This is a genomic window from bacterium, from assembly GCA_035419245.1.
Classification (GTDB): domain Bacteria; phylum Zhuqueibacterota; class Zhuqueibacteria; order Residuimicrobiales; family Residuimicrobiaceae; genus JAKPUX01.
This window is the reverse complement of record DAOLSP010000002.1, coordinates 379,022-394,061: the sequence shown is the minus strand read 5'-3', so window position 1 is coordinate 394,061 and position 15,040 is coordinate 379,022. Positions and strand designations below refer to the sequence as shown.

The following is a 15,040-nucleotide window of genomic DNA, read 5'->3' as shown; positions in this document are numbered from 1 at the left end:
GCTGGATGCAAGCCTGTACCCTCATATGGAGGCTCCCCATGAAAGCTCAAATCACCCGCAGACATTTTCTGAAAAATGCGACTACGGCCGGATTACTGCTCGGGGTGGGGGGCATTCCGGCTTCCGCCGGTACGCCCGGCGATCAGAAACGCGAAGCAGCCGTCCGCTACCGCAAACTCGGCAAGACCGGCGTGCAGATGTCCATCCTCGGATATGGCGCCATGCGCACCTCCGATCCGGCCGTCATCCGCCACGCCCTGGATCTCGGCATCAATAATTTCGATACCGCCCGGCGCTATATGGACGGCCACAATGAGGAGATCCTCGCCAAGGCCCTCGGCGACCAGCGTAAAAAAGTGGTCATCACTACCAAAATCCCCGTCGGTACCAGCGAACGGATGCGCGCCGATATCGAGGCCAGTCTGACCGCACTCAACACCGACTATATCGATATCCTCCTGCTGCACGGCCTCAAGCGCGATGACGAGGTGGCGAACCCACAGTGGCTGGAGGTGCTCGCAGCGGCCAAGCAAGCGGGCAAGATTCGCTTCGCCGGATTTTCGACCCATAACAACATGGCCGGGGTCATCCGCGCGGCCATCAGGGGCCGGTTCTTCGATGTCGTACTCGCCGCCTACAATTTCAAATGCGAACCCGATCTGACCCGGGCCATCGCCGAGGCCGCCGCCGCCGGACTGGGCCTCATCGCTATGAAGACTCAGGCCGGCGGCTATGAGGACGCCAAAATGGGCCAACTCAATCCGCATCAGGCGGCCCTCAAATGGGTCCTCAATGATCCCAACGTCTGCTGCGCTATTCCCGCCATGGTCACCTTCGACCAGCTCAACGAGAACTTTTTAGTCATGAGCGCACCGTTCGGCTGGAATGACCGCAAGACGCTCGACCGTTACGGGCGGGTGATCAACAGCCGCCTCTGCCGGTTTTGTACCCGGTGTTCAGCCCAATGCCCCTCCGGGGTCGCCATCAGCGATATCCAGCGCTGCCTGATGTATGCCGAAGGATATGGCGACGAAGCGCTGGCGCGCACCGCCTACGCTGAACTGTCGCCCGCTGTCAATCTCACCGCCTGCCAGAGCTGCACCGGATGCACGGCCACCTGCAGTAATGGCGTGGATATCGCCGCGAATCTCCAGCGCGCCGTGCAGCGTTTTGCCTGAAAGGCCTGTCATGAACCGAATGAGCGCAGCCTGGATCGCCCTGATCGCTGTCGCAACGTGCTGCGGCGCGCAGGAGCTTCAACTCACCAGCCTGCTGCCGGCGCCCCTGGCTGACAAGGGCTGGCGTTTTGACCTCGAACCCCAAAGTTATAGTCCGGACAATCTCTTCGAATACATTGACGGCGAGGCGGAACTCTACAACGATTATCACTTCGTCGGAATGGTCACCGCTGCCTATATCAAGGGCAGCGACATGGCCCTTAGCTACACCGTCGATATCAGCGAACTGGCCTCTCCGCTGGATGCCTTCGGCTTGTATAGCCGGCATCGCACCCCCGAACTGTCCTTTGCGGCGATTGGCGAGGAAGCAACGCTCTCCGAATTGAACCTCCGGTTTTACCAGAACCGCTATTTTGTGCAGATCAACGCCGGCTCCTTTGAGGGAGAAGTTCAGGATGAAATGCTCCGCGTCGCCCGCGCCATCGTCGCTTCCCTCCCGCCCGCTGCTCCGGCACATGAACTGCAGCTCCTGCCGCAAGCGGAACAGCAGCCGCATTCTTTGCAGTATTTCACCCGGGGCATGCTCGGGCAATCGGCTTTTCCCGCGGGCTTGATGGCCCGGTATCTGGTAGCCGGCGACACGCTCCAGGCCTTCCTGGTTCTCACAGCGGAAACCCGGCAGTCCCTGGCCGCCTTCTCGGCCTTTACAGCCAACCTCAAGGAACGGGGGAGATTGATCGCGGAACTTCCGGGGCGAATCGAGGTGGAACTTCCCTATCAGGGACGCGTCCTCGTCGTGCACCATCTGCACTGGATAGTGGGTGTGACCGGCCACAGGAGTGCAGAGGCGGGGGAGGCGATAGTCGCCCGAGTCGCCGCCAACCTGGGCGAATGATGAAGGTACTCCTGATCAACAGCGTCTGGGGCGGTCATCCCGGCGGCATCGAGAGCTATATCACGCAGGTTATCCAGCTGCTCCACCGCAACGGCCATCAGGTCACCCTAGCCTACGGCCGCCGCAAGGGAGAGTATATCGGCGCATCCCTGCCGGTCACAGGCACTTACGAACTTGCCGGCCTGGATCAGCTGCCGGGAAAAGGGAATGCAGATCTGCCCGGCCGACTCCTCGATCTCGCGGCCAGGGTGAACCCCGATGTCGTTTTTGTCCAGGATATCGTCCATTATGACGCATTAGCCGCTCTGCAGCAAGCCCGGCCGGTGGTGGTGATGTTCCATGACTATCGTCCCATCTGCCTCAAGGAGACGCGCCGCGACTTTTTTTTCCCCCGTCTTTGTGATGCCCCCCTCGGATACCGCTGTCTGCTCCGGGGCCATTTCCTCCGCCGCCCGGCAGCAGGATCCCTGTGGCCGCGCCTGCAGAGTCTTAAACAGGCCCGCAAGCGGCTCGCCGCCCTACAGCAGTGTCATCAGGCCCTAGCCGCGAGCGAGTATGCGCGCACGGCCTATCTCTGTAATGGTTTTGCCGCCGAGCGCGTCAGCACCCTCCCCCTCTTCACAGCGGAGCGTACCTTTGACCCCATCTCCACGTACCCGCGGGAAAAGGTGATCCTCTTTGTCGGCCGTCTTACCGATCGCTACAAGGGGGCTGACCTGCTTCTTGAGGTGATGCAGCGCTGCCGGGAAGAGGTCCGTCTGGTGATAGCCGGGGAGGGACGGTATGCTGCCCGCATCCGGTCCCTGGCGGCGAGGAAGGAGATTTTGCACCGGGTGCGCTTTATGGGCTGGGTTCAGGGGGAAGCATTACAACAGCTCTATCGTCAAGCGATGGCGGTGGTGATGCCCTCGCTGTGGGCAGAGCCCTTTGGGCTGGTGGGTCTGGAGGCGATGGCCAACGGCACTCCTGTCATCGCCTTTGAGGTTGGCGGCATCCCGCAGTGGTTGCGTGAAAATGTCACCGGCTTTATGGTGCCCTGGCTCGATACCACCGTCATGGCGGAGCGCATCGACCGTCTCGCCGCCAATCCGGTGCTGGTGCGGCAGATGGGACTCGCCGGCCGGGAGCGCATCCATAGTGATTTTTCGGAGACCTTTTACCTGGAGGGTCTGATGGCCTGCTTTACCCGGGCCATCGCCCGCTTTCGGAGTGGGGCGGCTCCGGAAGGACTCTGATCACTCCATGCGGCGCGCAAACCACCATTCCGGCCGGGCCTGCCACCCTGTTATCGGCCGAAAGGTGCCGGGCTCTGCAAAGATTTTGACGCCGGCCTGATAGGCTCCTGCCAGACTGTCCGCCAAACCCTCCGCGCCGGTGACCACCACCGCGAAGCGACCCTCCCGCAGCGCCGCTTCCATCTCCCTTCGCAGCATCCGTTTATCCGCTTTAACCCCTCCGCGCAGCACGTCATCCAGGGCGCATCGATGCGCCGAGCCCGCCTTGCCCGCTTTCTCGGCGAGATAGCCCTGGCTGGGTATCCAGACCGGGCCGGGCACAGCGGCCAGGCGCTGCACCAGCTCTTCCCCCGCCAGGCGGTCGGCCGGGGGGGGCAGGTAGCGCCCCGGAAGATAGACCAGCAGAAGGAGCTGCGCAACCGCCGCTCCCGAAACCAGCGGGTGCCAGCGGCCGGGCTGGTTGTAAGCCAGGCCGCAGAGCAAGGCCAGAGCGGCGTGGGCGGGCATAACCACATTATGATAAGCCCCCGAGGGGACTACGGCCAGCCAAGGTCCCCCGAAAAATCCAGCAGTGAAAAAGAGCCAGAAACCCTCCCGACGGCCGGTCAGGCGGCCCCCGGTGACAAGCGCCAGTGCACCCAGCAGGGTGGCGAACGGCAGCGGTTTGAAAAAGTAATCGATCCAGAAATGGTGGACGCGCCACCAGACCGGAGGATGTTGGCTCGGCAGGTAGAAGGCGTAGTAGGAAAACCAGCCTCCGGTAAGGTCTTGCATCAGGGCATACCCGCTTCCCAGGAGGGTCAGATAGAGAGCCGGCCAAATCCATTTGCGCGGCCCCGGGGTGTTGACGATATGCCAGAAGAGCAACGGCAACGTGATGACCACGGCGGTCTGTTTGCAAAAGGCGGCGAGGGCCAGCAGCAGCGCAGCCGCTGCGTCGCTCCTCGCGCTCCGGTGGCGGCGAATCAGATAGAACCCGCTCAACAGGAGCAGCAGAAAGAGGGAATCCACGCGGGCCAGATCGTACCAGGCACCGCTGACCGGATAACAGGCCAAGTAAAGAGCAGCGGCCAGAAACCCGGCTTGCCGGGAACCGCTCTCCTCCCATACCCAGCGGCCGATGAGCAGAAGACTCGCTAGGCAGGAAACGGCCGAAAGGACACGCAGGAGCGCGAAATCCGCCCCGAAGAGGACGCCCATCGCCGCGGCGGCATAGAAATAGAGTGGGCCGTAGCTGAAGGCGGTGAAATCGAGCGCGGGGGGTGCATAGAGGGCCTTGCCCTGCAGCAGCCGGCGTACATGGTCGACCATCCCCCCTTCCATCCACTCCAGCTCGAAAGGCCAGGCGATGTGATGCGCCGCAAGATATAGAAAAACAGCCAGGTAGTATCCGCCCAGAACCCACAGCGCGATCTGCAGCCCGCTCCCGGCCAGGCCCGGCACCAGGACGAGGCCCCGCTCACTCGGCTTCATCATGGCCCCTGCCGTTCGAAAAGAAGCAGATTCTTGCCGTGGGCAAGGGGAAAGGTGCAAAGCAGGCGGTAGCAGCCATCGGCCATCATCCGGTCGTAGAGAGCCTGGTGGACCGGGTCCATTCCCTCATCTCCGGGAGCCTGGCGGTCGTTCAAGGCGATATAACGTGGATTCCGGCTGAGGATGTACCTAGCGCAGGCACCGAAATCCCCGCTCTTCCAGAATGTTGGGATCGTCTTGTCAGTCAGACCGATTAAATCGATGATCGGCAAGCGCGAATACCAGCCGATTGCGCCAATCTCGTTGACGACCAGTTGGTCCTCCGGCCGCGCATGATTGCGCAGCCACATTCCGATGGTGCGATGCGGACGGCTATGCATCGCCGGATTGATAGTCCCCCCTCCGGCCAATTCCTCATCGGCATAGTAAAACGAGACCAGATTGAATAGGATGGGCAGCGCCAGCCAGATTTTGAGCCGCGGACCGCGAATCCCGCGATCCGCGGTGGCGGCTCCGAGTCTGCTGATTCCGGCCCAGGCAAAGAGACCCAGAAGCGGCAGCGCCGGAACGTAAAAGCGTCCGAAACTCATCCAGTCGGAACCGCTGAACCAGACAAAAAAGAGCAGACAGCCGAGCACCGCCGCCGGAGCGGTGTCGCGGCGGCGCAGGTGAAAGAGCAGATAAAAAAGAGCAAAAACCAGGACCCACTCATTCCAGGCAAAGCTCTTGAAGGCATAATTAACAAAGGTCTGGGAATGCCAAAGGATATAGTGAAGCACGCCCCAGTGCGTCTTGATCTTGGCATTGAAGGTATTGGGCAACAGGGCACCGTAATAGCTCCAGCGCCAGAGGGTGATCAGGGCCAGGAACAGGACGGGAAAGGCCGGATAGAGCCACCAGGGGAGACGACGCCTCTGCCCCACCGCACCAGGTGCTGTTGCCGCTGGCCGCCGGCCCATCCAGGCGCACAACACAAGCGGCAGTAGCAAGAGCATCCCCTCCGGCCTGGTGATCGTGAGCAGCGCGCTGGCCAGCGCGGCCCAGGCGTGCCGCTCCTCCATCAGAAAGCGAACCAGGAGCAGCAACAGCAGGGTGTACAAGAGGGTCTCGAGTCCGGAAATGGCATAGTAGACAAAACCGGTGCAGGAAGCCAGCCAGACGCCAAAGAGCAGAACCGTCGCAGCAGAAGCGCCATACTGGCGCTGCAGCAGCCGCAGGGCGGTGAGCAGGGCGGCGATGGCGCAGACAAGGCCGATCAGTTTGGAGACCCACTCGATCCCGGCTCCGGCCTTGAGGAAAGGGGTCAAGACCAGAATCCAGAGGAGGTTGGAATAGCCCTCCACGCGCTCGCCCCAATTGAAGACCAGGCCATGCCCCTCGACGCAGTTCCGGGCGTACCGGTAGCTGATGAAGGCATCATCGAGGGTCGCCGGCCAGAGCGAAACCGCCAGCAGCACCAACAGGAGCACCGCCGCGGCCTGCGCCAGCCGATAAGCGTTTGCCGGAGGAATTTTCGGGAAAGGTTTCACTGAACCATCTTCAAAAGGGTTTCACGCAGATGATACCGCACATTATGCAGGTCGCTGAAGGGCCAACGGCGGCGATCGTTGACATCGTACTGGAGTGTCGACTGATAAACCGGCTGGGTGAAGCAGTCCTGCACCCGGCCGTTGATGTGCACATAGGATAGCAGCAGCAGCCCCGCCAGGAGCAGCAGCTGCGGACGGCGCCGCGCCATGCGGCGGAACGATGCGCTCCAGATCAGAACGGTCATCGCCGCCGTCGCCAGCGTCGGCACCCCCAGAAGCCGCGGCGAAGCGTCCAGTAGATTCGGCAGGGCTGCAAGGAGGGCGAAGGCCGCCAGCAGCAATCCCGGCCGGCCGGCTTGGAGCAGTGCACCGCGCCCACTCCAGCGCAGCAGCAAGAGCAGAAGCGTGAGCAGGAGTATAGCGGTCAGCCAACTCGGCATGAGAAATACGGGGAAAACAGTCGAAACGAGGGCTTCCAGGTAACGCAGGGCCATGCCGGCCAGGCCGGCAAGCGGCCGCGCCGCCACCCAGGGCTGCTCGGAAAATCCCCGCTCCCCCACCGTGCGCGCTCCGAGGACCATGGCGCGCCAGAGGAAGTAGCCGCTCCAGAGCGCGAAATGGGGCAGGGCGATTTGTAGGGCCCTGAGCCGCGATACCGGGCGCAGGATGACCAGCCAGGCGGCGATGAGCAGGGGCAGCGTGACGCTGATCTCCTTGCAGGCATAGGCCAGGGCGGCCATGAAGAGCGAAAGCAGAATATGGCCCGCGCGGCCGTGTTCGGTCGCCGCTGCGCGCTGGGCCAGCCAAAAGGAAGCCAACATAAAAACAAGCGCGAAGAGATCGATTTGGGCGGAAATCCAGGTAATGATGACGCCGTTTCCCGGCAAGGCGAGCCAGAGCAGGGCGCAAAGCAGGGCCGGGAACGCTCGGACGCGAAATCCGCTCAGGATCTCCTGGTAGAGGCCGGCGATTACCACCGCCAGCGCGAGGTTGACCAGATGGTACCCCCAGCCCGCGGCGCCGAAGAGATGGTATTCAGCGGTGAAGAAATAGTTGACCAGGGGGCGGTAGAAGCGTTCGGACCAGGGCTCATGCCATCCGGCGAGCAAGCTGGCCAGCGGCCAATTCCGGACCAGCAGGAGGTCGTCATAGGTGAGGCCGAAGGTCAGGGTTCCTCCGTATAACGCCGCGACCAACAGGGCGGTCAGCCCCCAGCGGCGGCTCCAGCAGCGATCCAGCCAGAAATTCAGATCCACAGGCACCCCCCGGTTAGAAGCGAAATGCGCCGGTGATGCGGTGCGAATTGCCGAGATCACCGCCGATAAAGGCATAATCCAGACAAAAGCCCGCCAGTTCCAGACCGGCCCCGGCGGTCAGCTCGCTGCGGTAATAGCCGCCGCGAATGCTCAACACTTTGAAAAAGGTCAGCTCGGCCCCGGCGCGGTTGCCTTCTTCGCTCCAGAAGAGACGGTCGTATCCAGCCGTGATCCGCAGGCGCAACGGGGTCCAGGTATAACAGGCCGCCACCCCAGCCTGCAGGCCTCGGCCGATTGCATCCTTGTGATTCGTGGCGGTATTCCAGCTCAGCTGGGTGCGCGAAAGGTCATGCACCGCAGCACCGATGCCGACCCAATGCAGCGGCTCGGGTTCGTCCTGCCAGCCAGGCATGAGCCGCAGCAGCATGCCGGCATCGAGCCCCTGGCCGCTGGCGGAGTTACCGTCCAGTTTTTGCTGGAGATACTTGCCGCTGACGCCGAAGGAGAGTTCGGCGGGCAGGACGGTCCCGGCGAGATCCCCGCCGATGGTCAGATCGAAGAGCATGCTACGCCGGAAAGACATGAAGAGGGCATCTTCGCGGTCGCTGAAATAACCCAACGGGGTACCGTCGGAGCGGCCGGCGCCAGTGGTATAGCGGTCGAGGCGACTGCCGTGTAAGGCGTCGTAGCGGGGGATATCGTCCACGCCGAGGCGGATCCAGTTCAGGCTGACGCTGGTCTGGGGATTGAAGGCCAGACGGACGCTGGCGGTATTATAGTGGGCCAGGCCGTCGAACATCGGCATATGTTCGAACTGGATGGCCCCATGCCCCTGCCCTCCGGATCCCGCCGGATTCCAATAGCTGGCACTGGCATCATTGGCGATGGCGACCTGAGCGCCGCCCATGGCCATGGCCCTGGCCCCCACACCGATGCGCGTAAAATCCGCCGCATACTCCCCTGCCTGTAACGCCGTCGTTCCTGACAGGAGTGCCATGAGGAACAGTATAAACCCGTTGCGCTTCCGGGGCTGAAATGTCGTTGCCATGCGCGATGCCCTTTCTCGCTTATTGCAATTTGGCCATTTTTTCGATACGTTCCAGACGTTTACCGCCCTGTTCAGCGACGAATTTGAGATAATAGACTCCATTGGCGACCGTATTGCCGTCGGCATCGGTTCCATCCCAATCCACCTCCACATAACCCGTGACGCCCTGCAGCTCATAGCTGCGGATCAGCCGTCCAGATACGGTATAAATCCCGATCCGGATGCGGGCGGCAGTCTCGCTGAGATTGAAAGCGATGGTGGTCTCCTGCTGGAATGGGTTGGGGTGATTGGCGAGGCTGACCAGCGCGAAGACGCCGTCGACGTAGAATTGCGCCTCAAGAGAAGCCGGGTTGCCGTTGATATCCGCGACCTCCACCGCCAGGGTGTGGGAGCCGGTTTCCAGCGTGGGCGAAAAGGTCAGGGTCAGCGAACGGCGCGCGTCGGGGCTCTGGAAGAGCGAATACGCTCCGGGCTCCACCGCCTGGTGGTCGAGGGTGACGTGAATCCCCGATCCGCCGAGATCGAAGCCGCTTGCGTCCTCCATGTAGGCGGTAAAGACCGGCGTGCGTGAGACCGCGTCGCCATCCGCAAAGTTCTGGCCGCCGACGCTGAGCGTGATCACCGGCGGCTCGGCATCCTGGCTGGCCAACAAGCTGAAAGCCCGCAGCGAGGCCGGCAGCATGGCGGTAACCGTCCCCTGCGTGGAATCGACCACCGATTTCAATCCGCTCCAGGTGCCGGTCCGGGCGTTCCATCCATACAACCGCAGGCTGTGGTTACGGACAAGCAGCTGGTTCTGGGCATCCTGCGGATCGAAGAGCGCGACCACCGTGACCTCCTTGATCAGTGCCTGGCTGGTGTCGGCGAGGCTATAGCTGTAGAGCATGGTCCCAGTGGAGAAGCGGAATTTGAGTGGCAGCAGTCCCGACCAGGCTGCTGACTTGGTCTGGTTATCATCCCATCCTTGATTCCACGTCAGGGTGGTCGTCCGGCCTACCGCTCCGGCCGGAATATCGATGTAGCCGTTGCTCTCGGGCAGGTAGAGCGGCCCGTTGGTGCCGGCTTCAGCGGTTACCACCCGAGCGGTAGCCAGGGTGACGTTATTGCCCTCGTTGCTCTCCTCGACCTGGTTGTCGGCATCGCACTGGAACCAGAACTTGCGCTCTCCGGCATTGGGAGCGTTCCAGAGGAGGGTGAGCACAGAGTCGCTGTTGGCAGGGATCGAGCCTACCCTGAGCTTGTCGCCAACCGGTTTGTAGGTGGAGGCATTCACCCCCTCGGTCACCATGATGTTGAAATTGGCCGCCGGCTTGTCGCCGGAATTTTTCAGGCGGAAGGCGATGCGGGTCGGATTGCCGGAGATCTTAATCGAAGTCGGATCGATTGACAGATCGGGCCGATAGCCGATCAGGGTGTTACGGATCTCGCCGACGATCTTGTCACCATTGCCCGCGGTCACCACGCTTTGATAATAAATCCGCGAGCCTTCATTCTGCTTGCGGCCGGACGGCGTCCGCCAAAACCCGCCGGTTTGACGTTCCAGGGCTACCGACTGCCATTCCACCGAATTGGTGGAGAGGTTGAGGCTTACGCCGGCCACGCCGCCGCGGTTGGCAAGGGCGGTTTCATCGACGGTGACCGTGAAATAAAAGGGCTCCTGATGGACCGGCGAAACCGGGTCGGTCTGGATCCCAACCAGGGCGTGCCCTGCCACAGAAAGAGTGACCGCCGCCGCGGCATCATGCTGGCTGTCGCTGACAAAGACCCGCGCGGTCGCCTTTCCGGTGCCGAACAGGCTGAGGGTAGCGGTGTCGAGGGTCATGAGGTCGCACTGCCACTCGCCATTCCTGAGCGGCACCTCCTTGCGAGCCACCACGGAGTCGGCCTCGTTGGCTAGAGTCACCACCGCCGTACCCTGGCTGATGGCGCTGGCCCGGCCGCTGAGATGGATCGTCTCACCATCGAGCCAGGCGCTTTTCGCGGGCTCGATGGTGACCGCCTCCTCGGAAATGTGATAGCGAAGGCCCGGATCCCCGAGCAGGACAAAGTGACGGACGTTGTCCCAATAACCATTGGTCTTCTGGATTAACAGCAGTTTGCCAAGGGTGATGATTTCACCCATGCGCCGCGCATTCTCCGCAAAGATGGCGTTGAAGAGGGCGATATCCAGATAATAATCGCCATCGGCCGAGGCTTTGGCCGCCGAGCCGAAATGAGCGACCGCACCGCGATCCTTGGCGAGCACCAGCTGCATGCCCAGCGAGGGCATCTCGGGATTATCAAAGTGGCCGACAAAACAGGTCATGCTGAAAACGACCGGATAGCGGTTCTTGTTGTTCAGCCGTTTGACATCTTCGATCTTGAACAGCTCGTTATCGAAGTAGACGCCACCGCCGCCATGGCCGATAAAATTGACGAGGCTCTGCCCTTTGTTGATCAGGCCGGCGAGAGTCTCGGTATTGCCGTAATAGACTGAACCCTGCAGGGTGGTGAGACGATTCGTCACGACCCTCAGAGGGGTGTATTTGGCGATCAGTTCGTTGGCGTCACGAATGAAGCGGCCGCCGTCGCCTTCGGCATACACCATGCCGATGCTGCGCCGCCATTCATCGATGACCGGCTGCTGTTCGTAATCGAGGGTTTTCTGGACCACCGTGTTCGCCCCCTCACTGTCGCTTACGGGGAATCGGCCAATATAGAGATCCGGCAGAATGTCGTTGCCGCTCACCGAGACCAGAGCATTATCCGAGGAGGTCATGCCCCAGGAATTGGTATAGACCATCAGGGTCGGGATGAAGGATTTCAAGCCCTGGCGCTCTCCAGCCTGCTTGTCCATAAAATGGGTGGTGGTGCCGAAGAGCAGCACGTAGAGCGGCGCAGGACGGGTCCAGTTATAATAGGCATAGGAGATGAAATCGCGCAGAGCATTGGGGTCGTAGATACCATCGTTGAATTCGTCATAGATGTCCTGCACATCCACCACCGCGGTGCGGAATCCCTCAGCGGCGCGGTACTGCGCCAGCCGCTGGGCCTGCGCGTTGAAATCGGCGTGGGTGATGATGATATAATCGGCGCCATTAGTCGGGTCATGCAGATCGGAGGGATTGTCTAGAGTGATCGAGGCCACCGATGCCAGACGGTTGCCGCCGACGACGTAGAGGTTCCGCGGCGCCTCGGCCTGATAGCCGAGATAGCAGCTCCAGCTGCCCCCCTGCCGCTTCATCTGGTAGCCGGTAAGGATCTGCCCCTCCTCGGTGAAGGCGTAAATCCGTTCACTGGAAAATCCGTCCAGACGTACCATGCTTATCCCGCTGGCGGGCAGAAGGACGCGCAGCGAATCCTTTTTCGCCACCAGCCGGCCGGCGAAGCGGAGATCGATCGAATTGACCAGGATCTTGTCGATGCTGACATTTTTAAGATCAAGCGGCAACTTGAACCGCAGGGTGTTGTTGGCCGCCAGGATCTTCGGATTCGCAATCGTCTGGGTACGGGTAACCGCCGTCTGGTTGTCCCAATAGGCCTCATCCACCTGCTGATCGTTGAGATAAAGACGGACGTGATGATCGGGATTGGCCTGATAAATATGCGTCAGGCCGAGCATGTTCACGGTCATCTCGAGCGGTCCGCCGGGGACCATATGATCGATCGGGAGCGGCACGGTAAAATCATAGTCGGACGATGCGGAAGCCCAGTACCAATGGTCGAGGGTGGCATCGCTGTTGTCGAGGGTTCGCTCATAGAGCAGATCCCGTTCAAGGTGGATCCGGAATTGCCCGCTGTTCAGCGTATCGGCGGCGTTCTGCGGTGGTGCGGCCGGTGTTTCGGCGAAGCGAGCGCCCGCGCCCTCCCCCCAGCTCAGCCAGTAGACGGCATTATCGGAATACTGCGAGTAATAAAAGGTCTCTGCGCTGTTATGACGGCCGATGAAAATGATCCGGTCCTGCGCGTCAAAGCGGCCGTCGCTGCCACCCTCCACCAGCATGGCGACATTTTTGCCACGATGCGTGAGGTTGAGGCCAGTGGGACGGATTGCGGCGAGGCTGACGCCGGCGTCGGCGAGTTCCTTGCCGGTGATGGCATAAACGCCGTCCTCGCGGATAGCGATCCGCAGACGCGGCTCCGCAGCACCACTGGTTTTGGCCAATACCGCCGGGGCGCTGCCGGCGCTGCGCCACTGCTTGCTCGATTCGTAATTGACCAGCATGGACCGCAAGAATTCTTCACACTCCACCGGTTCCACCGGCGTCGCAGCCGTCCGCGCCAGGCTGTAGGTCCCGGATTCGGTCACGAAGTCGAGCCGCAACCGCAGCCGGCGCAGGATGGTTAGAGTCTGGGTCCGGCTGGCATACCGGACCGGGTGGAGATAAACCTGGACCAGGCGCTGGCTGCGAAAAAAACCATCAAGGCCAAGCTCCGCTGTTTGCGCCGGATACCATTCCTCGCGGTCGGCCAGAGAGAGCCTCCCCTGTTCGCGGCCTTCGGAATCGACCGGCGTATAGAGCGGTTTGTCGGCCAGACGGAGTGAGCCCACGCTGCGGGTCGTGCTTTCTTCGGAGATCCGGGTGAGCTGGACGCGCCCGCTGGCAGGGGCGCCCAGCACCAGACTGGTGACCGGGAGACGCGGCAGATCGTAGTCATCGGTAAAGGAGGCGCCCGGCAGCGCGACCTCAGTGATCCATTCTCCCTTGCTCAAGGATTGGGTCACCTGGACCGAATCGAAGATGATATCACACACCAGGGCCCGGTCGGACGATTCGACAACCGTGCACCGGTAGGGCAGGTCTGCGGCCGTCAAGGCCGTTTGCAGCCCAGCCAGCAGCAAGCCGAAAATCACCCGCACGTTCCACTTCCGCTTTCTTGTGAATGCTCTCCGCTTCATGCCAATCCTCATATGCTATTCCAATTACCGGGAGGTGAGCTGCCGGGTGAGATCCTGAATCTCGTTCAACAGTTCCATGCTCAGTTCAGAAAGTCGTTTGCCATAGTGCCCGATGCGCTCCATCAGGATCATCTCTTCCGGTGTCAATCGCTGCTTCATCTCATCGCTGAAAATGCTGATATAGCCGAGAAGCCCTTGCGCGGTGGAGCGCACTTCATGCCCAAGCCGGCGTTGCCGTTCCGAAAGCGGCGATGGTCCGGCGGAGGGTTGGTTCTTCTCAGTGGTATTCACGGCCTAGTCCTCTCCATGAAACGTTTCCGCCTGGAGGTCGAGGCGGCAATGAGCCCATAGGCGGCCATCATGACGACCAAGTGGTCCAAGGGCAGCCGAAAACGCACTTTGACGATCATCACGGCATGCACAACGGTGAAGGCCACGGCATAATAAAGAAAAAGGAGCAGCCGCTTTCGCACCGCCGGCGGCGCCTTCCGGAAACCCCAGAAGGCCAGCGCCAGGAGAGGCGTGAACGATAACAAGCCCGCTACCCGGATCCAGGCGCCGCCGTGCAAATAGGACGCGGTTACCGGGGAGGGATCGAGCCTCCAGAAATAGAGGGCCTTTAGCATACTGCGGCGGACAAAGGCACCGGGATGGGCGAGGATCCAGGAACGCGCTGTGGCCCGGAAGAGCGAGTCCGCAAAGACCTCCGAGTCGGAACGGATGATGTCCGCATCCATCTCCGGTGGCGTCAGCTGGCTGCAAGGTTCATCCAGATTGCTATGCGGATTGTTGCCCAGCCACAAGTTGTAGCCGCCGTTGGTGGCCAGCACCGCATGTCCCAGCTTCACCTGGTTGCGGATCATCCAGGGCAGGAGTACCAGCATCATGCCGGTCAGAAAGAGTGCTGCCTGGCGCAGAAGGGCCCGTCCGCCGCTGCGGAAGTGACATGCATGCCACAGTAATGTGGCGCCGGCGAGGACACCTGCGGTGGTTACGGTCAAAACCGCCCATCCCCAGATGATTCCATCAAAGAACAAGAGCTTGTTATTATTATTACTTATCGCCTGAAGATAGAGCCAACACCCCAGCACCAGCTGCAGGCTGAAGAGTGTAGTCGCCAAAATCGTGCCAGGAAGGAAGATAAAATAGGGGTACAGGGCGCATCCCGCCGCTGTCGCAAGGGCGGCGGGCACGCCGAAGAGGCTGCGCGCAAAGCCGAAGAGGGTGATCAGGGTGAGCAGACTGAGGCCAACCTGGACAAGGCGGATTTCGCCGGGTTGGTCGAGGCCAGCCAGACGCAGCGCTGCAAGCCAGAGCGGGTATCCTGCAGGGATGACCGCCGTCGGCCGGCCATCATCCAGAACATAGCCTGTGCCGTCCGTCAGGTTGGCTGCCAGGGTCAGGTTTTTCTTTTCATCGCTGTAGACGATGCGGTGGTCAAGCCGCGCGATGAGGATGAAGCGGGCGGCAAAGGCCGCGATCAGGATCGCAAACAGGATCCAGCCGCTGCGCCGCGTCATATGGCTGCCTGAAAGGGTCACATCCTT

The 15,040-nt window shown here is 61.4% G+C and carries 10 protein-coding genes; 3 read left to right on the top strand and 7 right to left on the bottom strand.

Annotated elements, in window-relative coordinates; genetic code table 11:
- The first annotated feature begins 38 nt into the window (after positions 1–38).
- The 3 genes from PLH32_05415 to PLH32_05405 are packed head-to-tail and all read left to right on the top strand — an operon-like array spanning position 39 to position 3,308.
- Complete coding sequence (locus PLH32_05415; protein HQJ64035.1) at positions 39–1,178, top strand: aldo/keto reductase; 1,140 nt, start codon at positions 39–41, stop codon at positions 1,176–1,178.
- A gap of 10 nt (positions 1,179–1,188) precedes the next feature.
- On the top strand, positions 1,189–2,073 hold the full coding sequence (locus PLH32_05410; GenBank protein HQJ64034.1) for a hypothetical protein: 885 nt from the start codon (positions 1,189–1,191) through the stop codon (positions 2,071–2,073).
- Positions 2,073–3,308 (top strand): glycosyltransferase family 4 protein, encoded by a 1,236-nt coding sequence (locus tag PLH32_05405; GenBank protein ID HQJ64033.1) that lies wholly within the window; start codon positions 2,073–2,075, stop codon positions 3,306–3,308. Before PLH32_05410 ends, PLH32_05405 begins: the two co-directional genes overlap by 1 nt.
- Here PLH32_05405 and PLH32_05400 read toward each other — a convergent pair whose 3' ends face one another.
- Genes PLH32_05400 through PLH32_05370 form a run of 7 tightly spaced genes read right to left on the bottom strand, consistent with a single transcriptional unit; the run spans position 3,309 to position 15,034 of the window.
- Entirely contained in the window at positions 3,309–4,784 is a 1,476-nt protein-coding gene (locus PLH32_05400; GenBank protein ID HQJ64032.1) for a hypothetical protein, read from the bottom strand. It abuts the gene before it with no gap.
- Positions 4,781–6,310, bottom strand: coding sequence for a hypothetical protein (locus PLH32_05395; protein HQJ64031.1), 1,530 nt, complete (start codon positions 6,308–6,310; stop codon positions 4,781–4,783). Before PLH32_05395 ends, PLH32_05400 begins: the two co-directional genes overlap by 4 nt.
- Positions 6,307–7,566, bottom strand: coding sequence for a hypothetical protein (locus PLH32_05390; GenBank protein ID HQJ64030.1), 1,260 nt, complete (start codon positions 7,564–7,566; stop codon positions 6,307–6,309). Before PLH32_05390 ends, PLH32_05395 begins: the two co-directional genes overlap by 4 nt.
- 13 nt (positions 7,567–7,579) lie before the next feature.
- Positions 7,580–8,614: a hypothetical protein gene (locus tag PLH32_05385; protein ID HQJ64029.1), complete on the bottom strand. Its 1,035-nt coding sequence runs from the start codon at positions 8,612–8,614 to the stop codon at positions 7,580–7,582.
- Between the two features lie 19 nt (positions 8,615–8,633).
- Entirely contained in the window at positions 8,634–13,493 is a 4,860-nt protein-coding gene (locus tag PLH32_05380; GenBank protein HQJ64028.1) for a C25 family cysteine peptidase, read from the bottom strand.
- A gap of 24 nt (positions 13,494–13,517) precedes the next feature.
- Positions 13,518–13,784 carry a hypothetical protein gene (locus PLH32_05375; GenBank protein ID HQJ64027.1) on the bottom strand — a complete coding sequence of 89 codons (267 nt, stop codon included), beginning with the start codon at positions 13,782–13,784 and terminating at the stop codon, positions 13,518–13,520.
- On the bottom strand, positions 13,781–15,034 hold the full coding sequence (locus tag PLH32_05370) for a glycosyltransferase family 39 protein (GenBank protein HQJ64026.1): 1,254 nt from the start codon (positions 15,032–15,034) through the stop codon (positions 13,781–13,783). The genes PLH32_05375 and PLH32_05370 overlap by 4 nt, the downstream gene beginning before the upstream one ends.
- Positions 15,035–15,040: the final 6 nt, after the last annotated feature.

What these genes read in the sequence shown, in the direction of transcription:
- PLH32_05410 (HQJ64034.1), top strand. Translation starts at nt 1,189, where the DNA reads ATGAACCGAATGAGCGCAGCCTGGATCGCCCTGATCGCTGTCGCAACG.
- PLH32_05405 (HQJ64033.1), top strand. Translation starts at nt 2,073, where the DNA reads ATGAAGGTACTCCTGATCAACAGCGTCTGGGGCGGTCATCCCGGCGGC.
- PLH32_05400 (HQJ64032.1), bottom strand. Translation starts at nt 4,784, where the DNA reads ATGATGAAGCCGAGTGAGCGGGGCCTCGTCCTGGTGCCGGGCCTGGCC.
- PLH32_05385 (HQJ64029.1), bottom strand. Translation starts at nt 8,614, where the DNA reads ATGGCAACGACATTTCAGCCCCGGAAGCGCAACGGGTTTATACTGTTC.
- PLH32_05380 (HQJ64028.1), bottom strand. Translation starts at nt 13,493, where the DNA reads ATGAAGCGGAGAGCATTCACAAGAAAGCGGAAGTGGAACGTGCGGGTG.
- PLH32_05415 (HQJ64035.1), top strand. Translation starts at nt 39, where the DNA reads ATGAAAGCTCAAATCACCCGCAGACATTTTCTGAAAAATGCGACTACG.